The sequence below is a fragment of the Streptomyces sp. NPDC048462 genome (assembly GCF_043200175.1).
Lineage (GTDB): Bacteria > Actinomycetota > Actinomycetes > Streptomycetales > Streptomycetaceae > Streptomyces.
In genome coordinates, this window is sequence record NZ_JBICXG010000009.1 from 1 (window position 1) to 19,316 (window position 19,316).

Genomic DNA, 19,316 nt, shown 5'->3' on the forward strand with positions numbered 1-19,316 from the left:
CCGGAAGCTAAGCCTTTCAGCGCCGATGGTACTGCAGGGGGGACCCTGTGGGAGAGTAGGACGCCGCCGAACTCCTTTTAATAGTTAAGCCCCGTGCCCTTGTGGCACGGGGCTTTTCTGCGTTCCCGACCAGGATCGGTCCGATTGGATCCGCGTGGAGTCCCTCTGTCCATTTCCGGACGTACTCGCACAGAACGGATCCCGATCAGATGCGGCCGTGGCCCTGCTACAGACGACCCGCTGCCTTGAGAGCCAGGTAGGCGTCGGCGAGAGCCGGCGCGAGCGTGTCAGGAGTGGCGTCGACGACAACAACGCCGCGCCGCTGGAGCTGGTCCGCAGTTCGGCGGCGTCGGGCCTTGGCCTGGGCGGCGGCAGCCGCCTCGTAAACCGCGTCCACTGTGCCCCTCGCGCCGGCCATGTCCTCGAGGTGCGGGTCGCTGACAGCTGCCAGCAGCACAGTGTGCCGCTGGGTCAGGCGGGACAGGACCGGCAGCAGTCCCTCCTCGACGGGGGCCGCGTCGAGACTGGTCAGCAGCACGATCAAGGAACGGCGAGGCGCGCTCGCCAGAGCCGTCGCAATGAGGCCCCGCGCATCCGTTTCCACGAGCTCCGGTTCGAGCGGTGCCATCGCATCCACCATGGAGGGCAGGGCCTCCCCGGCAGCCCGGCGCTGAACGCGTGCGCGAACACGCCGGTCGTAGGCGAGCAGATCAACCCGGTCGCCCGCTCGGGTGGCCAGCGCGGTGAGGAGCAGGGTCGCGTCCATCGCCGCGTCGAGGCGAGGGACATCACCTACCCGCCCTGCCGACGTCCGGCCCGTATCGAGGACGACGAGGATGTGGCGGTCGCGCTCGGGGCGCCACGTCCGCACGGCGACGGCAGACTGCCGGGCGGAGGCCCGCCAGTCGATCGAGCGGGTGTCGTCGCCCGGTACATAGGCGCGAAGACTGTCGAACTCCGTACCCTCACCACGAGTCAGGACGCTGGTGCGCCCGTCCAGTTCCCGCAGTCTGGCGAGACGGGACGGCAGGTGTTTGCGGCTGGTGAAGGGCGGCAGGACGCGGACTGTCCAAGGAACTTGATGACTGCCCTGGCGTGCCACGAGGCCCAGCGGTCCGTACGAGCGGACAGTGATCTGCTCGGCACGTCGGTCACCGCGGCGGGTGGGGCGCAGGAGTGTGGCGATGCGGCGGCGTTCGCCCGGCGGGATCGACAGTCTGTGGCGGGACGCGGACTGTTCCTCGTCGCGTTGCCAACTGCTGGGAGGCCAGGCGTCACGGAGGTGTGCACGCAGCCGTCGTCGGGAACGATTGACTACGGTGAGTTGCACTTCCGCACTGTCACCGAGTCGAACGGTTGTATCACCAGATCGGGTGAACTGGAGCGGACGCACTGGCGCAGCCAGGGCGTAGTCGCACAGAATTGCTAGAGACAGCGGGGCGTTGACGGCGAGCATGCCCGTCCAGCTCGGGGCCAGGATGCCTACTGGGAGTGACCCCAGAGCGGCGAGCAATGCGGTGCGTCCGGTAAGCGCCACAATTCACCGCCTCATCGGGGTACGGGGACTTGGGCGAGAACTGCGGTGATGACGGAGTCGGGGGTGACACCTTCCATCTCCGCCTCGGGGCGGAGCTGGACGCGGTGGCGGAGCGTGGGAAGGGCCAGAGCCTTCACGTCGTCCGGGATCACGTAGTCGCGGCCCGTGAGCCAGGCCCAGGCTCGGGCGGTGGAGAGCAGAGCGGTGGTACCTCGGGGTGAGACTCCGAGGGAGAGCGAGGGGGAATCACGCGTGGCACGACAGATATCTACGACGTAGCCGGCGATCTCGGGCGAGACGCTGGTCCTGGCGACAGCGGTGCGAGCGGCTTCCAGATCAGCTGGTCCTGCGACCGGGCGTATGCCCGCTGCCTTGAGATCTCGGGGGTTGAAGCCCTCTGCATGCCGGGTCAGGACATCGATCTCGTCCGCGCGGGACGGAAGGGGCACCGTCAGCTTGAGGAGAAAGCGGTCCAACTGGGCTTCGGGGAGCGGGTATGTGCCCTCGTATTCCACCGGGTTCTGGGTGGCTGCGACGAGGAACGGGTCGGGGAGGAGGCGGGGGGTTCCGTCGACGGTGACCTGACGCTCCTCCATCGCCTCCAGGAGGGAGGACTGGGTCTTGGGAGGAGTCCGGTTGATCTCGTCTGCGAGCAGGAGGTTGGTGAAGACCGGCCCCTGCTGAAAGGAGAACTCGGCGGTGCGGGCGTCGTAGACGAGGGACCCGGTGACGTCGCTCGGCATCAGGTCGGGCGTGAACTGTACGCGCTTTGTGTCGAGTTCGAGTGAGGCTGCGAGAGCCCGGACCAGGAGGGTCTTGGCCACGCCCGGGACACCTTCGAGCAGGACGTGACCTCGGCAGAGCAGCGCGACGACAAGCCCGGTGACCGCCGGGTCCTGTCCGACCACGGCCTTGGCGATCTCGGAGCGGAGGGCTTCCAGGGAAGCGCGTGCCGTGTCGTCGCTCCGGGTGGTGTCGGCTGTCCCGGCGGGAACGGGGGACGGGGCGGTCATGAGGTGCGAACCTCCCTTTCGAGGGAGTCGAGTTGGTCTGCCAGAAGGACGAGTGCGGTGTCGTCGGAAGGAGCCGAGCCGAAGATCAGTTCTCGAAGGCCGCTGTCGGTCGTGCTGAGACGTGCGGAGACGGCGGGGAGGAGGACAGCGGGGGAATGGGCGTCCTGCGGGGAGACGCCTACGAGAGGGGCGACGCGGGTGCGCGAGGCGTGACGCAATGAGTCGGCTGCCCGGTCCCGTGCGTTGGTCTTGCGGTGGAGGCGGGCGCGGCCCTCGGTGGACTCGGAGGCGCGAATGGCCACGGGCAGCCGTTCAGCGATTACGGGGCCCAGGCGGCGCGCCCGCCAGGCGGCGGCAAGTGCGGCGGCGAGAGCGAGTTGCAGGGTGCCCCACAGCCAGCCCGAGGGGATCAGATCCATGAAGCTGCTCTCGCCGCCCGCGCCCTCGTCCCCCGCGCCGCCGGCATTGTGCTCACCGCTGCTTGCGGCGGAAGCGTCATCGAGTGAGGGGAGGTACCAGACCAGATGCGAGCGGGAGCCGAGGAGTTGAAGGGCCAGCGAGGCGTTGCCCTGACTGTCCAGACGGTCGTTGTACAGGATGTCGGCGGAACCGAGGAGGACGGTGTCGCTCCCTGCCGGGTGCCGGAGGAGCAGCACGGTGGGCAGGCCGCCGGCCGGGTAGCAGGCGAGTGCGTCGAGGTTGTCCGCGGCGTATCGCAGACCGCCCGTCTCCACTTCGCCGGCCTGCCGGGCCGCGTCCAGGGAGCATCGGGGGGCGCGTGTGGTCACCGGCGCGGAGGACTCCGCCCGGACGCCGGGGGCCAGTACGCCCACGGAGAGAGGTCCCGCAGCGAGGAGTACGGTGCGGCCGGCCCTGTCGGTGGTCGCCGAGCGGAGCGTCCGTTGTTGATAGGGCGTCAGCAGGTTGGGTGCGGTGACGAGCAGCGTGGTGTCCGGACCGGCCGCGGACATGGCGCCCTTGAGCGTGGTGACGACACGGACGGATACGCCACGGTCCTTGAGGAGCTCGGCGACGGCCCGGCTGCCGTAGCGGTCTGCGGAGCGGGGGTCGAGACGGCCGTGGCGATCGCCGGAGTGGGTGGCCGCGAGAGTGATTCCGGCAGCGACGAGCACGAGGACGGCGAGCAGCAGCCCGCGCATGCGGATCCAGACCTGACGAGGAGTCGGGGAGACCGAGGAGGAAGCGGTGGTGACCACGCTCATCCGGCAGCTCCCGGAAGTGCGCCGGCCAGCTCGGGTTTGGTGGACTCGAGCTCCAGGTCCAGGGCGAGCACGGCTTGGTACGCCTGCTGGTCGGCGGTGCGGCCACCGTATGTGACGTCGTCGAACTGCCGGGCGGCCGCACGCAGGCGTGTGGCGTGCGCGGGGAGCGTCCGGCCCGCCTCCGCGGCGGCCTCGTCTGCCGTGCGGCCGGGGCGCGGGTCCAGCAGGGCGCGTTCTTCGAGGGAGCGGACGATGGCGCGCATCCGCTCCTGGACCGCCTGGTTCCAGCGGCCGGCGGATGCGTGGGCCGCGGCGGCGGTGCGGTGTTCCGCAGCATCGAGGGGCCCGCTCTCGAAGAGGGCGTCCGCCGGTCGGGGACCGCGCTGCGGGGTGCCCAGCCGCCACCAGAGTGCGGCGGCCAGGGCGAGGACGATCAGTACCAGTACAACCAGTCCGGCCGGACCGCCGATGGCGGCGCCGGAGGCGGACGAGAGGAGATCACCGACCCATTTCCACAGCTGGTCGAGAGCGCGTTGGAAGAAGTTCGGGTCGTTCTCGTGGTACATCGATTTGGACAGTTCGTGCCGTGCCGCCTCGCGGGCGGGCACCCGTGGGGTGTCCACGGGTATGCCGCCGCTCGCCCGGAACAACAGTCGTGCCACCGCTGTACCGCCCGCCCCCGACACGGCGTCAGCTCCTGTTGTCGTAGCCCGGCAGGCCCGCTGCCCTGGCGAGTTCGAGGTCGAGTGCCTCGCGTCGGATGCGCTGGTCCACGTAGAGCAGTGCCGTGACGCCCGCGGAGAGCGGGTAGGTGATCGTCGCGACGATCACGTCACCGATTCCGGAGACGATCAGGAACGGCCAGCCGAAACTGTTGGGGCCGTCGGAGAGGAACGCGCTCATGCCGCCACCGTCCACGACGATCGCGATGATGCCGAACGGAATGCCGATCACCACGGTCACGATGAGAGTCAGCAGCCACGTGAGGGCCAGGATTCCGAACGTCCGCCACCAGGCGCCCCGGACAAGTTTGGCGGAGCGTCGCATCGAGGCGGTGATCGACTGCCGTTCCAGCATCAATGCGGGGGAGGCGAGGCAGAAGCGGGTCAGCAGCCAGGCCAGCACGACAGAGGCGGCGAGCAGACCGAGGAAGGCGAGCCCCATACCTGCCGTGTCACCGAGCAGGTAGCCGGGGAGGAGCCCTACGGCCATGATGGCCGCGGCCATGGCAGCCAGCAGCAGCGTCAGGCCCAGCAACGGCAGCAGCCGGGGCCGGGCCTCGGCCCACGCATCGGAGAGGGTGACGGCGCGGCCGAGCACCGAGCGGCTGATCACCACGGTCAGCACCGCTGTGGTGAAGATAGTGGCGAGCATCGTGATGAGCAGGGACGGGGCAAGGTCCAGCAGGCTGGACCGGAGCGAGTCGGCTGCCTGACGCAGGGCCTCCGAGCCCGTCGCGTTCGCATCGATCGAAGGGGGATCGGGCAGCAGATAGCGCTGTATGAGGATGAGCGCGGTCTGGGCGATCACGGAGACGGCGAGCGTGAGGCCGAGGACCGTGCGCCAGTGGGCTCGCATGGTGGATACGGCGCCGTCGAGGATCTCGCCGACGCCCAGTGGCCGGAGCGGGATGACGCCGGGACGCGCCGCGTGCGGCCGGCCCCAGCCGGGACCTGGCGGCCTGCCGCCCCAGCCGGGGGCGGGTGGCGGCGCGCCGGGGCCGGGACTGCTCGGTGGAGACCACTGCCCGGCAGGCGGCTGCGTGGAAGACCAGTTTCCCGCAGGTCCGCTGCCGTCGACAGGTTCGGAGGGCCGGGGGATCCCCGCCTCCTGGCCGTCGGAGGGGGCAGATCCGGGCGAGGCCCAGCCCGGAGAGTCGTTCATTCTCGCTCCTTAACGGTCCCGTCCGCTCATCGGGGCGGCAGGTTGGCAGCCATCGTGCCACGCGTTGCACCGGTCCGGTCCTGGTGCACCATCTCCTTCGTCCCTTCATTTGTGGGCGGCTCACCGGGCAGACTGGGTGGATGGCTGATCAGGACGCGCAACCGCCGGTGGGCACCGCTCCCTCCGTGCTTTCCGTACTCCGCTGGGACGAGCCCCCGGAAGGTCCTGCGGTGGTGCTCCTCGACCAGACGCGGTTGCCCGCGGAAGAGGCCGAGCTGGTGTGTGCCGATGTGCCCGCGCTGGTGGAGGCGATCCGGACGCTGGCGGTACGGGGAGCACCGCTGCTGGGTATCGCGGGGGCTTACGGCGTGGCTCTCGCCGCGGTACGCGGTCAGGACGTGGACGCTGCCGCGGAGCTGCTGGAGCAGGCGCGGCCCACCGCGGTGAACCTCGGCTACGGCGTACGGCGGGCCGCCGGGGCGTACCGCACGGCGGTCGGGAAGGGGGCAGGTCCCGAGCAGGCGGCGGCGGAGGCGCTCACGGAGGCGAGAGCCCTGCACCGGGAGGACGCCGAGGCCAGCGGCCGCATGGCGAGGTTCGGGCTCGCCCTCCTGGACGAGCTGCTCCCCGACGGCGGGCATCAGCTGCTGACCCACTGCAACACGGGGGCCCTTGTCTCGGGAGGCGAGGGAACCGCCTTCGCGGTGGCGCTCGGCCTGCACCGGGCGGGCCGGCTGAGGCGGCTGTGGGTCGACGAGACCCGCCCGCTGCTCCAGGGGGCCAGGCTGACCGCGTACGAGGCGGCTCGCAACGGCATGGCGTACAGCGTGCTCACGGACAACGCCGCGGGGTCACTGTTCGCGGCGGGTGAGGTGGATGCCGTACTCATCGGGGCGGACCGGATCGCCGCGGACGGCTCCGTGGCCAACAAGGTGGGGAGTTATCCGCTGGCGGTGCTCGCGAAGTATCACCACGTACCGTTCATCGTGGTGGCCCCGACCACGACCGTGGATCTGGCCACCGCGGACGGGGAGTCGATCATCGTGGAGCAGAGATCCGAACGGGAAGTGACGGAGGTCACATTTTCTCGATTCGGAGGGGTCGGCCGGGAAACGGGTGGCGTGATCGTGGCACCACCGGGATCCCCGGCGTACAACCCCGCCTTCGACATCACGCCGCCGGAGCTGGTCACGGCGATCGTCACGGAGGAGGGCGTAATCTCCCCGGTCACAGGGGTCGGGCTGGCAGAGCTGTGTGCCAGGTCATCGCAGATAACGATTAGCTAATGGGATGATGTCGATTATGAAGGGACGCGTCCTTGTCGTCGATGACGACACCGCACTGGCCGAGATGCTCGGCATTGTGCTGCGTGGTGAGGGATTCGAGCCGTCGTTCGTAGCGGACGGCGACAAGGCACTTGCTGCATTTCGTGAGGCGAAGCCGGACCTGGTTCTGCTCGATCTCATGCTGCCCGGTAGGGACGGCATCGAGGTCTGCAGGCTGATCAGGGCCGAGTCGGGTGTGCCGATCGTCATGCTCACTGCCAAGAGCGACACGGTTGACGTGGTGGTGGGCCTGGAGTCCGGGGCCGACGACTACATCGTCAAACCGTTCAAACCTAAGGAGTTGGTTGCCCGGATCAGGGCACGTTTGCGGAGGTCCGAGGAGCCGGCACCGGAGCAGCTCACCATTGGTGATCTGGTCATAGACGTGGCCGGGCACTCGGTGAAGCGGGACGGGCAGTCCATCGCCCTGACCCCGCTGGAGTTCGACCTGCTGGTCGCGCTCGCTCGTAAGCCGTGGCAGGTCTTCACCCGTGAGGTACTGCTTGAGCAGGTGTGGGGATACCGCCACGCCGCTGACACCCGGCTGGTGAACGTTCATGTCCAGCGTCTGCGCTCCAAGGTCGAGAAGGACCCGGAGCGGCCGGAGATCGTGGTGACGGTCCGCGGTGTCGGTTACAAGGCCGGACCGAGCTGACATGTCCCTGGGTAGCGCTGCTCCGAAGCCCGGGGAGCCGGGAGTCCGTGCGGAGCGGGCTGCCGGCCCAGGTCACACGCCGTCCCATGTCGGGCTCTTCCTGCAGGGCGGCCGGTTGTTCCAGAACCGGGCGCCCGGCGGGCCGGTGCCGCGACTGCTGATGCGCTGGGTGCGGCGTCCGCTGCTGCCGGCGGTGCGGCTGTGGCGGCGCAACCTTCAGCTGCGGGTCGTCGCGGGCACGCTGCTGATGTCGCTCGGTGTGGTGCTGCTGCTGGGCCTGGTCGTGATCGGGCAGGTGCGCAACGGCCTGCTGGACGCGAAGGGCAAGGCCGCGCAGACACAGGCGGCGGGCGGATTCGCGGCCGCCCAGGAGAAGGCCAACGCACCGATCACCCCTGCTCCCGGGCAGGGCGGCGATGCCGCGGACGGCACGACGGCCAACAACTCCTGGCGGACCGAGCTGGTCGACCAGCTCGCCAGTGGCGGGAAGAACGCCTTCAACGTCGTGGCGCTCAGCGCCGACGAGGGCTCCCGCGCGCCCCGGGGCTCGGGCAGCGTCGAGGCGGCGAGCATCCCGCAGAGCCTCCGGGAGTCCGTGAACAAGGGCCCCGGAGCGTTCCAGACCTACTCCCTGATCCGTTACGCGAACGGGCAGGAGTCGCAGCCCGGTCTCGTCGTGGGCAAGCGGCTGTACGACATCGACCGCAACCCCTACCAGCTGTACTACCTCTTCCCGCTGACGCAGGAGGAGAAGTCGCTGACCCTGGTCAAGGGCACCTTGGCCACCGCGGGCCTGTTCGTGGTCGTGCTGCTCGGGGCCATCGCCTGGTTCGTGGTGCGCCAGGTCGTCACGCCCGTCCGCATGGCGGCCGGGATCGCCGAACGGCTCTCCGCAGGCCGGCTCCAGGAACGGATGAAGGTCACCGGCGAGGACGACATCGCGCGGCTGGGCGAGGCCTTCAACAAGATGGCGCAGAGCCTTCAGCTGAAGATCCAGCAGCTGGAGGAGCTCTCCCGGATGCAGCGGCGGTTCGTCTCGGACGTCTCGCACGAGCTGCGCACACCACTGACGACGGTACGGATGGCCGCCGATGTCATCCATGAGGCCCGCGTCGACTTCGACCCCGTCACGGCCCGCTCCGCGGAGCTGCTCGGCGATCAGCTCGACCGGTTCGAGTCGCTGCTCTCCGATCTGCTGGAGATCAGCCGGTTCGACGCGGGAGCCGCGGCACTGGAGGCCGAGCCGATAGACCTGCGGCAGGTAGTGCGGCGGGTGATCGGTGGCGCCGAGCCGCTGGCCGAGCGCAAGGGCACCCGGATCAGGGTGGTCGGTGACGAACAGCCGGTGATAGCGGAGGCCGACGCACGACGCGTCGAGCGGGTCCTGCGCAACCTGGTCGTCAACGCCGTCGAGCACGGCGAGGGCCGCGATGTCGTGGTGCGGATGGGGGTGGCCGGCGGCGCGGTCGCGGTGGCCGTCCGGGACTACGGGGTGGGCCTGAAGCCCGGCGAGGCGACCCGGGTGTTCAACCGTTTCTGGCGGGCCGACCCGGCCCGTGCACGTACGACCGGCGGCACCGGCCTCGGGCTGTCCATCGCCGTCGAGGACGCCCGGCTGCACGGCGGCTGGCTGCAGGCCTGGGGCGAACCCGGCGGCGGCTCGCAGTTCCGGCTGACACTGCCGCGTACCGCGGACGAGCCGCTGCGAGGTTCACCGATACCGCTGGAGCCCGAGGACTCGCGGCGCAACCGGGAGAGCCGGGAGCGGGCGGCCGCGGCCCCCGCGCAGGCCACGGGCAGCGAGCACCGGCTGATGGCCGTCCCCTCCCAGCCGGCCGGCGCGGACCGCTCATCGCTGCCGGCCCACGCACCCGCGAACGCCCGGACCGCACCGGTCTCGGTGCACCCGGCGGCACTGCCGGGCAACGGCGCGCGGGTGGTGCCGCGACCCGCCGGGGAGCGGCCCGGCTCCAACGACTCCCCGGGACAGGATCCCGGGCGGGAGGACACGACTCGTGGGCACTGACCGTCATCAGGGCGGCCCCGGACGTGCGGCGGGGCTGACCGTGTTGCTGGGATGCGGCGCGCTGCTGCTCACCGCGTGCGGCTCGATGCCCGTCACCGGGGACGTCAAGGCCGTGGACGCCTCGCAGCCCGGCGACTCCCAGGTGCAGGTGTACGCGGTCGCGCCGCGTGACGGTGCCACTCCGAACGAGGTGGTCGACGGCTTCCTGGAGTCGATGACCAGTGACGACTCCGATTTCCGGACGACGCGCAAATACCTGACTCCGGAGGCGTCGAAGTCCTGGAAGCCGAGCGCGCTCACCACCGTGCTGGCCAAGGCGCCGAACCGGAGCGACCGCCCGGTCCACGAGAGCGACCGCAGCACCACCGAGGTCAGCTACACGCTGTCCGGCGAGAAGGTGGCGACGGTCGACGAGCAGAACGCGTACCAGCCGCTGGCTCCGGTGGAATACTCCAGCACCCTCCATCTGGTGCGGCGCAACGGGCCGGACGGCAAGGAGTGGCGCATCGACACCGTGCCGGACGGCCTGGTGCTCGGGCAGTCGGACTTCAAGCGGCTCTACCGTTCCGTCAACAAGTTCTACTTCGCCACGGGCCTGTCCGAGGCGAAGTCCACACTCGTCGCCGACCCCGTCTACATCCGTAACCGGACGGACCCCACCACCGGTATGGACACCGTGACGCAGGCGGTCCGCAGCCTCCTGGGAGGCCCGACCGACTGGCTGCGGCCGGTGGTCGGATCACGCTTCCCTGCCGGGACGGCGCTGCGGAAGGACGTCATCTCGCTGACGCCCGACGACCGCAACGTACTGAAGGTCCCGCTCAACAAGAAGGCGGACGGGACCGGTCAGCGCTCCTGCCGGATGATGGCCTCGCAGGTGCTCTTCACCCTCCGGGACCTGACCTCGGCGCGGGTCGAACAGGTGGAGCTGCAGCGCTCGGACGGTTCGCCGTTGTGCGTGCTCGGCTCGGACCAGGCGGAGGAGTACGCCCCCGACGGTTCGTCCGGCGGGCCCGACAGTCAGTACTTCGTCGACGCCAAGGGGCATGTGCAGCGCATTCCGGGGAGCACCAAGGGCAGCGGGGAACCGGAGGCGGTGCCCGGTCCGTTCGGTTCCGGTCCGGCGCGGGTGAGCGAGGTGGGCGTGGCCCGCGACGAGCAGTTGGCCGCGGCGCTCTCGCAGAACCGTGACGCGCTCTACGTGGCCTCCATCACCGAGAACGGCCAGCTGCCGGCCCCGGCGGTGACGAGTGGGGCCAGTGGTGCGGCGGACCGTCTGACGGCGCCCAGCTGGGACGGCAGGGGCGACCTCTGGGTCGCCGACCGGGACCCGGACAATCCCAGGCTGCTGCGGCTCGCCGGGGGTGCGGGCAAGCCGCAGGAGGTCACGGTGCCCAGTCTGAACGGCAGCCGGATCAAGGGGCTGCGGCTGTCCTCGGACGGAGTGCGTATCGCACTGCTGCTGACGAGCGACGGCCACACGACGCTGAAGATCGGCCGGATCGAGCGCCATGGCCCCCAGGACAAGCAGCAGATTTCCGTGGTGGACCTGCGCCAGGCCGCGCCGCAGCTGGCGGATGTGACCGCGATGTCGTGGTCGGGCGGCAGCCGTCTCGTGGTGGTCGGCAAGGAGCAGGGCGGCGTGCAGCAGGTCCGCTATGTGCAGGCGGACGGCTCGACACCCTCCTCGGGCGTGCTGCCCGGGGTGAACCAGGTGCGGGCGATCGCCGCGGCGGACGACGAGCAGTTGCCGCTGATGGCGGACACGCAGGGCGACGGGATAGTGAAACTGCTGCCCGGTGACAACTGGCAGACGGTCCTCAAGGAGGGCTCGGCGCTGGTCTACCCGGGCTGACGCCCGTACCGCGTCCGGGTCCGTCCGGCCCGAGCGCGTCCGCCGGCCCCGGACAGGTTTTCCACAGGGGTGGTCGGGCGGCTCCGGCGGGGGCACAGTGGAGTCATGCGCGGGTGGTGGCGGGAGATCACCGGACTGGTCCTGCCAGTGGCCTGTGGGGGCTGCGGCAGACCGCGGACCGAGCTGTGCGAGGAGTGTGCCGCACAGCTCCACGGCGGGCCGCCCCGCCGGGTGAGACCTGACCCGGAGCCGGCCGGTCTGCCCGCGGTGCACGCCGCCGCCGGCTACGAGAACGCGGTACGGGCGTTGCTGCTGGCCCACAAGGAGCGGGGTGCGCTGGGCCTGGCCGGGGCACTCGGCAAGGCGCTGGCGGGCGCCGTACGGGCCGGGGCGGGGCCGCCGTCCGATGCCGGACCGCTGCTGCTCGTGCCCGTGCCCTCCTCACGCCGGGCCGTGGCGGCACGAGGACACGATCCGACCCGCCGGATCGCCCTGGCGGCCGCGGCGGAACTGCGGCGTGCGGGCACCCGGGCCGGGGTGGCCGCGGTGCTGCGGCAGCGGCGTCCGGTGGCCGACCAGTCGGGGCTCGGGGCCGGGGACCGCCGGGCGAATCTCGCGGGGGCGCTGCAGGTGGTGGCCGGGGGCGCGCGGCTGCTGTCCGACGGGCGGGTGGTCCTGGTCGACGACCTGCTCACGACGGGGGCCTCGCTGGCCGAGGCGGCACGGGTGATCGACCGGGCAGGCGGGCCGGAACGCACTGGTTCCGGAGCGTGCCGGGCGGCCGTTGTCGCAGTATCTCCGTCCGCCTTCGAAATAAACCGGAACTGGAAGTGAACTTGCATCGTTGCAGGTAGTGAGTGGGTAAAAGGACCTGAACGGAGGTACGTGCGAGTAGCGGGTGCCGACAGGTGGCCGAGCAGGCTATGTTCGGTTGTGAGGAATGGTGAATGCCAGACCTCGGCGAATGCACCACCAGGTTTCGGGCAGGTAACCCACCAGCAGTTAAGGATCCGGAAATTCGGTGGGGTGCAGACCTCGCCGTCGGGGGAGGAGGAGGTGGAACCCACCGAGTCCGCGGCTCCGGTTACCACCGGGGCCTGGTGCAAAAGGGAGATGCTCCGCCACTGAGCGGAGCGATCCGGGAACGGAGTTCTGGGTGGACATCGTCGTCAAGGGCCGCAAGACCGAGGTGCCCGAGCGGTTCCGCAAGCACGTGGCCGAGAAGCTGAAGCTGGACAAGATCCAGAAGTTCGACGGCAAGGTGATCAGCCTCGACGTGGAGGTGTCCAAGGAGCCGAATCCCCGTCAGGCCGACCGTTCCGACCGGGTGGAGATCACGCTCCGCTCGCGTGGACCGGTCATCAGGGCGGAAGCGGCCGCAGGCGACCCGTACGCAGCGCTGGATCTGGCCACTGGCAAGCTGGAGGCCAGGCTGCGCAAGCAGCACGACAAGCGCTACAGCCGTCGCGGTTCGGGCCGTACCCCGGCTGCTGAGGTCGGTGAAGTGGTGCCTGAAGCGGCTTCGTTCAACGGCGACGGCGAGCTGATCGCCGACGAAGTGGCGAAGCCCGTGCCCACCACCAGGATCGGCTCGCTCGAGGTGCAGGGCGAAGGACCGCTGGTGATGCGCGAGAAGACGCACGTCGCGGCACCCATGTCGCTCGACCAGGCGCTCTACGAGATGGAACTGGTCGGACACGACTTCTATCTGTTCGTCGACTCCGACACGAAGGAGCCGAGCGTCGTCTACCGGCGGCACGCGTACGACTACGGCGTCATCCACCTGAGGACCGACCCGCTGGCCGCCGACGAGGCGGGCGGCGCGGGCGGGGCGCTCGGCGGCTGACACCACCGCTCCGTGGTGCCCCTGGAGCGCCTTGTGCGCCCCCAGGGGCACCCGCGTGCGACCACTGGATCACCGCTCTGACGTCCAGGCATGAAATCATGGCGGCCCAAGCCAATCGGTGCTCTGTGAACTGCCGTTGGCGGACAGTTTGTGAACTTCAGGCCATGGCCTTCAGGGGGAGGAACGATGGCGGACACCTTCGGGCCCGTGCGCGATGCTAATGATGCCGACGCTGCTTCCGGTGCCCGCACCGGAACGGACGATGACAGTGGTTCCCGCAAGGAGCCGATCCGGGTCCTCGTGGTCGACGACCATGCCCTCTTCCGCAGGGGGCTGGAGATCGTCCTCGCGCAGGAGGAGGACATCCAGGTCGTCGGTGAGGCCGGGGACGGGTCGGAAGCGGTGGACAAGGCCGCCGATCTGCTGCCCGACATCGTGCTGATGGATGTACGGATGCCCAAACGCGGCGGCATCGAGGCTTGTACCGCCATCAAGGAGGTGGCGCCCAGCGCGAAGATCATCATGCTGACGATCAGCGACGAGGAGGCCGACCTCTACGACGCCATCAAGGCGGGCGCCACCGGCTACCTCCTCAAGGAGATCTCCACGGACGAGGTCGCCACCGCGATCCGCGCGGTCGCGGACGGGCAGTCCCAGATCAGCCCTTCCATGGCGTCGAAACTGCTCACCGAGTTCAAGTCGATGATCCAGCGGACCGACGAACGCCGGCTGGTGCCGGCGCCCCGGCTCACGGAGCGTGAGCTCGAAGTCCTCAAACTGGTTGCCACGGGCATGAACAATCGCGATATCGCGAAGCAGCTGTTCATTTCCGAGAACACCGTGAAGAACCACGTCCGCAACATTCTGGAGAAGCTCCAGCTGCACTCCCGGATGGAAGCCGTGGTCTATGCCATGCGGGAGAAAATCCTTGAGATCAGGTGACCGGGCCGGGTAAAGCCCTGGGAATGCCTGGAGTCATGTCAGGAGGCGGGCGATTTCCCGGGTGAGCGATCCGCGCAGCTCCGGTGCGTCGACTCGCTCCAGCCGGACATCCGTGCAGCCGACCCAGGACGCCGCCTCGACCAGCGCCTCCGCCATCGGCGGCACGGCCTTCGGGCCCGCCAGGGAGGCCTGCCGGGCGACCAGCGTCGTCCCCTCGCGGGCCGGGTCGACCCGGCCCAGAAGCCTGCCGCCCGCCAGCAGGGGCATCGCGAAGTAGCCGTGGACCCGCTTGGGCTTGGGAACGTAGGCCTCCAGCCGGTGGGTGAAGCCGAAGATCCGCTCGGTGCGGGCCCGCTCCCAGACCAGCGAGTCGAACGGCGACAGCAGCGTCGTACGGTGCCGGCCGCGCGGCTCCGAGGCCAGCGCCGCCGGATCGGCCCAGGCCGGCTTCGTCCAGCCCCGTACCGTCACCGGTACCAGGCCGGAGTCCGCGACCACCGCGTCGAACTGCTCGGCCCTGAGGCGGTGGTAATCGGCGATGTCAGCGCGCGTGCCCACACCCAGCGACTGCCCGGCGAGCGCCACCAGCCGGCGTACGCACTCCGCGTCGTCCAGATCGTCGTGGAGCACCGAGGCGGGCAGCGCGCGCTCCGCCAGGTCGTAGACCCGCTTCCAGCCGCGCCGCTCGGTGCACACGACCTCGCCGTACATCAGGGCCCGCTCGACGGCGACCTTCGACGCCGACCAGTCCCACCACTCCCCGCCGTTCTTCGCGCCGCCCAGCTCCGTCGCCGTCAGCGGTCCCTCGGCGCTCAGCTGCTTGATCACCGTGTCGTACACGCCGTCCGGCAGGTCGTGGTGCCACTGCGGGCGGGAGCGGTAGGCGCGGCGGCGGAAGGCGAAATGCGGCCACTCCTCGACCGGCAGGACGCACGCAGCGTGCGACCAGTACTCGAAGGCGCGGCCACCCGACCAGTACGCGTCCTCGACCGGGCGCCGGCCGACCGCGCCCAGGCGCGCGTAAGGAATCAGCTCGTGCGACCGGGCGAGCACCGAGATCGTGTCGAGCTGGACGGCGCCGAGATGCCGCAGCACGCCCGGCACCCCGGCCCGGCGGTCGGGGGCACCGAGGAAGCCCTGGGCGCGCAGGGCGATCCTGCGGGCCTGGTCGGCGGAGAGTTCGACTGCGGGAGGCTGCACAGGCGTCATGCCTCGAACCCTAGAGGGCGGCACTGACAGTCCGGCCGGGCCTTCGCGGTATTCAGGGGCGGACGGGGCCGCTCGCCGGAAGGTAGGCGCAGGTCCCCGGCAGACCGAGGTCGGACGGGAGCAGCGCACCGGTCCACGTATCGCGGCGCACTCCCTTGTTGAGCAGTCCGGAGCGCTGGTCGCCCTCCATACGGAAGCCGGCCCGCAGGGCCACCGCCCGCGAGGGGACGTTGCCGGTCTCGGCCCGCCACTCCAGCCGGTCCCCGCCCAGAGAAGTGAAGGTCCAGTGTGCGGCGCGGCGCACCGCTTCCGTCATGTAGCCGCGGCCGCGGTGCTCGCCCGCGGTCCAGAAACCCACCTCGTAGGTGCCCGGCTGGTTGCGCCGGTTGATGCCGAGCGCACCGGTCAGGGCCCCGCCGTCACGCAGTACGACGGCGAAGTTGTACATGGAGTCGTCCTGCCAGCCGTCGGGCGAGAACTGCCTGGTGAAGAGCTCCGCGTCGGTGCGGCTGTAGGGCGAGGGGACGACCGTCCAGCGCTGGATGCCGGGGTCCTGGCAGGCGGCGTACACCTCGTCCGCGTCGTCCGGGGCGAAGGGCCGCAGCAGCAGGCGGTCGGTGGCGAGGGTGATCGGTTCCATGTACGGATTGTGCTGACCGGGCGGGGAACGGGGCGAGCACTTTTCGGGCTTCCCGGCACCTTCGGCGCCCTTCGTCCGTTGATCCGGCAGGGCACTGCGAGCTCAAGGCAGTGGCAGCCCTCCCGGCGCGGCGGGGTCCTCGCTTACGATGGCCGTTGCGGTGGGGCCCACCTGCCGTGCCCGCGCCAGAGTCCATAACACGACCCAGTGCCAGGCCCGACCGGCAAGGAGACCAGCCTCAGTGTCCGTCTTCAACAAGCTCATGCGTGCAGGCGAAGGCAAGATCCTGCGCAAACTGCACCGCATCGCGGACCAGGTCAGCTCCATCGAAGAGGACTTCGTCAACCTCTCCGACGCCGAGCTGCGGGCGCTCACCGACGAGTACAAGGAACGGTACGCGGACGGCGAGAGCCTGGACGACCTGCTTCCCGAAGCATTCGCGACCGTCCGTGAGGCCGCCAAGCGAGTCCTCGGACAGCGCCACTACGACGTTCAGATGATGGGCGGCGCAGCCCTGCACCTCGGCTATGTGGCCGAGATGAAGACCGGTGAGGGCAAGACCCTGGTCGGCACGCTGCCCGCGTATCTCAACGCGCTCTCCGGCAAGGGCGTGCACCTGATCACGGTCAACGATTATCTGGCCGAGCGTGACTCGGAGATGATGGGCCGGGTCCACAAGTTCCTCGGGCTGGACGTCGGCTGCATCATCGCCAACATGACGCCGGCCCAGCGGCGTGAGCAGTACGGCTGCGACATCACGTACGGCACGAACAACGAGTTCGGTTTCGACTACCTCCGCGACAACATGGCGTGGTCGCAGGACGAGCTCGTCCAGCGTGGCCACAACTTCGCGATCGTCGACGAGGTCGACTCGATCCTGGTCGACGAGGCCCGTACCCCGCTGATCATCTCCGGTCCCGCCGACCAGGCCACCAAGTGGTACGGCGACTTCGCCAAGCTGGTCACCCGGCTGACCAAGGGCGAGGCGGGCAACCCGCTCAAGGGCATCGAGGAGACCGGCGACTACGAGGTCGACGAGAAGAAGCGGACCGTCGCGATCCACGAGCCCGGTGTCGCGAAGGTGGAGGACTGGCTCGGCATCGAGAACCTCTACGAGTCGGTGAACACCCCCCTCGTCGGTTACCTCAACAACGCCATCAAGGCCAAGGAACTCTTCAAGAAGGACAAGGACTACGTCGTCATCGACGGCGAAGTCATGATCGTCGACGAGCACACCGGCCGTATCCTCGCCGGCCGCCGCTACAACGAGGGCATGCACCAGGCGATCGAGGCGAAGGAAGGGGTGGACATCAAGGACGAGAACCAGACGCTCGCCACGATCACCCTGCAGAACTTCTTCCGCCTCTACGGCAAGCTCTCCGGCATGACCGGTACGGCGATGACCGAGGCCGCCGAGTTCCACCAGATCTACAAGCTCGGCGTGGTGCCGATCCCGACCAACCGGCCGATGGTCCGGGCCGACCAGTCGGACCTGATCTACCGCACCGAGGTCGCGAAGTTCGCCGCCGTCGTCGACGACATCGCGGAGAAGCACGAGAAGGGCCAGCCGATCCTGGTCGGCACCACCTCGGTCGAGAAGTCCGAGTACCTCTCGCAGCAGCTCTCCAAGCGCGGTGTGCAGCACGAGGTGCTCAACGCCAAGCAGCACGACCGGGAGGCGCCGATCATCGCGCAGGCCGGCCGCAAGGGCGCCGTCACGGTCGCGACGAACATGGCGGGCCGCGGTACCGACATCAAGCTGGGCGGCAACCCCGACGACCTGGCCGAGGCCGATCTGCGTCAGCGCGGACTCGACCCGGTCGAGCACGTCGAGGAGTGGGCGGCCGCGCTGCCCGCGGCGCTGGAGAAGGCCGAGCAGGCGGTGAAGGCCGAGCACGACGAGGTCAAGGACCTCGGCGGGCTCTACGTCCTGGGCACCGAGCGGCACGAGTCGCGCCGTATCGACAACCAGCTGCGCGGTCGTTCCGGCCGTCAGGGCGACCCGGGCGAGTCCCGCTTCTACCTGTCGCTGGGTGACGACCTGATGCGCCTGTTCAAGGCGCAGATGGTCGAGCGCGTGATGTCGATGGCCAACGTGCCCGACGATGTCCCGATCGAGAACAAGATGGTGACGCGGGCGATCGCGTCGGCCCAGTCGCAGGTCGAGCAGCAGAACTTCGAGACGCGTAAGAACGTCCTGAAGTACGACGAGGTGCTCAACCGGCAGCGTGAGGTCATCTACGGCGAGCGGCGCCGGGTGCTCGAGGGCGAGGACCTCCAGGACCAGATCCGTCACTTCATGGACGACACGATCGACGACTACATCCGCCAGGAGACGGCGGAAGGCTTCGCCGAGGAGTGGGACCTGGACCGGCTGTGGGGCGCGTTCAAGCAGCTCTACCCGGTGAAGGTCACGGTCGCCGAGCTGGAGGAGGCCGCCGGGGATCTCGCCGGGGTCACCGCCGATTTCATCGCGGAGTCCGTCAAGGACGACATCCACGAGCAGTACGACGAGCGTGAGAAGACGCTCGGCTCCGACATCATGCGTGAGCTGGAGCGGCGCGTGGTGCTGTCCGTGCTGGACCGCAAGTGGCGTGAGCACCTCTACGAGATGGACTATCTCCAGGAGGGCATCGGCCTGCGGGCCATGGCGCAGAAGGACCCGCTGGTCGAGTACCAGCGCGAGGGCTTCGACATGTTCAACGCCATGATGGAGGGCATCAAGGAGGAGTCCGTCGGCTACCTGTTCAACCTGGAGGTCCAGGTCGAGCAGCAGGTCGAGGAGGTGCCGGTGCAGGACTCGGAGACCTCGCTCACCAAGGAGGACGCCGTTCCGGCCGCACGTCCGGAGATCCGGGCGAAGGGGCTCGACGCTCCGCAGCGTCCGGACCGGCTGCACTTCTCCGCTCCCACGGTGGACGGGGAGGGCGGTGTCGTCGAGGGCGACTTCTCCAACGTCGACGGTGACGAGGTCGGAGCGGGTGCGGAGTCCGACGGGCTCACCCGGGCTGAGCGGCGCAAGGCGCAGAAGAGTGGGGGCGGTGGGCGGCGCCGCAAGAAGTAGCGCGCGCTGATCGCTGGATCACGGCCGGGGGGGGGGCGCCGGGGGGGGGGGGGGGCCCGCCCGGGGGGGGGGGGGGGGGGGGGGGGGGGGGGGGGGG

The 19,316-nt window shown here is 69.7% G+C and carries 15 protein-coding genes; 8 read left to right on the forward strand and 7 right to left on the reverse strand.

Annotation, left to right across the window (positions count from 1 at the left end):
• Positions 1-226: 226 nt before the first annotated feature.
• Genes ACGFU6_RS17055 through ACGFU6_RS17075 form a run of 5 tightly spaced genes read right to left on the reverse strand, consistent with a single transcriptional unit; the run spans position 227 to position 5,657 of the window.
• Positions 227-1,537, reverse strand: coding sequence for a DUF58 domain-containing protein (locus ACGFU6_RS17055; RefSeq protein WP_393611593.1), 1,311 nt, complete (start codon positions 1,535-1,537; stop codon positions 227-229).
• A gap of 11 nt (positions 1,538-1,548) precedes the next feature.
• Complete coding sequence (locus ACGFU6_RS17060) at positions 1,549-2,550, reverse strand: AAA family ATPase (protein WP_393611595.1); 1,002 nt, start codon at positions 2,548-2,550, stop codon at positions 1,549-1,551.
• Positions 2,547-3,773: a DUF4350 domain-containing protein gene (locus ACGFU6_RS17065; RefSeq protein ID WP_393611596.1), complete on the reverse strand. Its 1,227-nt coding sequence runs from the start codon at positions 3,771-3,773 to the stop codon at positions 2,547-2,549. Before ACGFU6_RS17065 ends, ACGFU6_RS17060 begins: the two co-directional genes overlap by 4 nt.
• Complete coding sequence (locus tag ACGFU6_RS17070) at positions 3,770-4,459, reverse strand: DUF4129 domain-containing protein (protein WP_393611598.1); 690 nt, start codon at positions 4,457-4,459, stop codon at positions 3,770-3,772. Before ACGFU6_RS17070 ends, ACGFU6_RS17065 begins: the two co-directional genes overlap by 4 nt.
• Positions 4,460-4,463: 4 nt before the next feature.
• Entirely contained in the window at positions 4,464-5,657 is a 1,194-nt protein-coding gene (locus tag ACGFU6_RS17075) for a glycerophosphoryl diester phosphodiesterase membrane domain-containing protein (RefSeq protein ID WP_393611600.1), read from the reverse strand.
• A gap of 140 nt (positions 5,658-5,797) precedes the next feature.
• On the opposite strand from ACGFU6_RS17075, the gene mtnA reads away from it, so the two are divergent.
• The 7 genes from mtnA (at position 5,798) to ACGFU6_RS17110 (ending at position 14,306) form a co-directional block, all read left to right on the forward strand.
• Positions 5,798-6,943 carry an S-methyl-5-thioribose-1-phosphate isomerase gene (mtnA, locus tag ACGFU6_RS17080; protein WP_393611602.1) on the forward strand — a complete coding sequence of 382 codons (1,146 nt, stop codon included), beginning with the start codon at positions 5,798-5,800 and terminating at the stop codon, positions 6,941-6,943.
• Positions 6,944-6,947: 4 nt separating this feature from the next.
• Complete coding sequence (gene mtrA / locus ACGFU6_RS17085) at positions 6,948-7,637, forward strand: two-component system response regulator MtrA (protein ID WP_187740742.1); 690 nt, start codon at positions 6,948-6,950, stop codon at positions 7,635-7,637.
• Between the two features lies 1 nt (position 7,638).
• Complete coding sequence (gene mtrB / locus ACGFU6_RS17090; RefSeq protein WP_393611603.1) at positions 7,639-9,663, forward strand: MtrAB system histidine kinase MtrB; 2,025 nt, start codon at positions 7,639-7,641, stop codon at positions 9,661-9,663.
• A gap of 85 nt (positions 9,664-9,748) precedes the next feature.
• A complete protein-coding gene (locus ACGFU6_RS17095) occupies positions 9,749-11,518 on the forward strand; it encodes an LpqB family beta-propeller domain-containing protein (RefSeq protein ID WP_393611895.1) in 1,770 nt (589 codons plus the stop codon).
• A gap of 105 nt (positions 11,519-11,623) precedes the next feature.
• The gene (locus ACGFU6_RS17100) at positions 11,624-12,352 is read left to right on the forward strand and encodes a ComF family protein (RefSeq protein WP_393611605.1); all 729 of its coding nucleotides are present in this window, start codon (positions 11,624-11,626) and stop codon (positions 12,350-12,352) included.
• A 322-nt stretch (positions 12,353-12,674) separates the two neighbouring features.
• Entirely contained in the window at positions 12,675-13,364 is a 690-nt protein-coding gene (gene hpf / locus ACGFU6_RS17105; protein WP_073738140.1) for a ribosome hibernation-promoting factor, HPF/YfiA family, read from the forward strand.
• 186 nt (positions 13,365-13,550) lie between these two features.
• The gene (locus ACGFU6_RS17110; RefSeq protein ID WP_393611607.1) at positions 13,551-14,306 is read left to right on the forward strand and encodes a response regulator; all 756 of its coding nucleotides are present in this window, start codon (positions 13,551-13,553) and stop codon (positions 14,304-14,306) included.
• A 33-nt stretch (positions 14,307-14,339) separates the two neighbouring features.
• On the opposite strand, the gene ACGFU6_RS17115 is transcribed toward ACGFU6_RS17110, so the two are convergent.
• Complete coding sequence (locus tag ACGFU6_RS17115; protein ID WP_393611609.1) at positions 14,340-15,515, reverse strand: winged helix-turn-helix domain-containing protein; 1,176 nt, start codon at positions 15,513-15,515, stop codon at positions 14,340-14,342.
• A 52-nt stretch (positions 15,516-15,567) separates the two neighbouring features.
• Positions 15,568-16,155 carry a GNAT family N-acetyltransferase gene (locus ACGFU6_RS17120; RefSeq protein ID WP_393611610.1) on the reverse strand — a complete coding sequence of 196 codons (588 nt, stop codon included), beginning with the start codon at positions 16,153-16,155 and terminating at the stop codon, positions 15,568-15,570.
• 241 nt (positions 16,156-16,396) lie between these two features.
• On the opposite strand from ACGFU6_RS17120, the gene secA reads away from it, so the two are divergent.
• Positions 16,397-19,219 carry a preprotein translocase subunit SecA gene (gene secA, locus ACGFU6_RS17125; protein WP_393611611.1) on the forward strand — a complete coding sequence of 941 codons (2,823 nt, stop codon included), beginning with the start codon at positions 16,397-16,399 and terminating at the stop codon, positions 19,217-19,219.
• Positions 19,220-19,316 lie beyond the last annotated feature (97 nt).

Excerpts from the sequence above, each read along its gene's own strand:
- ACGFU6_RS17060 (WP_393611595.1), bottom strand. The coding sequence starts at position 2,550 with ATGACCGCCCCGTCCCCCGTTCCCGCCGGGACAGCCGACACCACCCGG.
- ACGFU6_RS17065 (WP_393611596.1), bottom strand. The coding sequence starts at position 3,773 with ATGAGCGTGGTCACCACCGCTTCCTCCTCGGTCTCCCCGACTCCTCGT.
- ACGFU6_RS17075 (WP_393611600.1), bottom strand. The coding sequence starts at position 5,657 with ATGAACGACTCTCCGGGCTGGGCCTCGCCCGGATCTGCCCCCTCCGAC.
- mtnA (WP_393611602.1), top strand. The coding sequence starts at position 5,798 with ATGGCTGATCAGGACGCGCAACCGCCGGTGGGCACCGCTCCCTCCGTG.
- mtrA (WP_187740742.1), top strand. The coding sequence starts at position 6,948 with ATGATGTCGATTATGAAGGGACGCGTCCTTGTCGTCGATGACGACACC.
- mtrB (WP_393611603.1), top strand. The coding sequence starts at position 7,639 with ATGTCCCTGGGTAGCGCTGCTCCGAAGCCCGGGGAGCCGGGAGTCCGT.
- ACGFU6_RS17095 (WP_393611895.1), top strand. The coding sequence starts at position 9,749 with ATGCCCGTCACCGGGGACGTCAAGGCCGTGGACGCCTCGCAGCCCGGC.
- ACGFU6_RS17100 (WP_393611605.1), top strand. The coding sequence starts at position 11,624 with ATGCGCGGGTGGTGGCGGGAGATCACCGGACTGGTCCTGCCAGTGGCC.
- ACGFU6_RS17110 (WP_393611607.1), top strand. The coding sequence starts at position 13,551 with ATGGCGGACACCTTCGGGCCCGTGCGCGATGCTAATGATGCCGACGCT.
- ACGFU6_RS17115 (WP_393611609.1), bottom strand. The coding sequence starts at position 15,515 with ATGACGCCTGTGCAGCCTCCCGCAGTCGAACTCTCCGCCGACCAGGCC.
- ACGFU6_RS17120 (WP_393611610.1), bottom strand. The coding sequence starts at position 16,155 with ATGGAACCGATCACCCTCGCCACCGACCGCCTGCTGCTGCGGCCCTTC.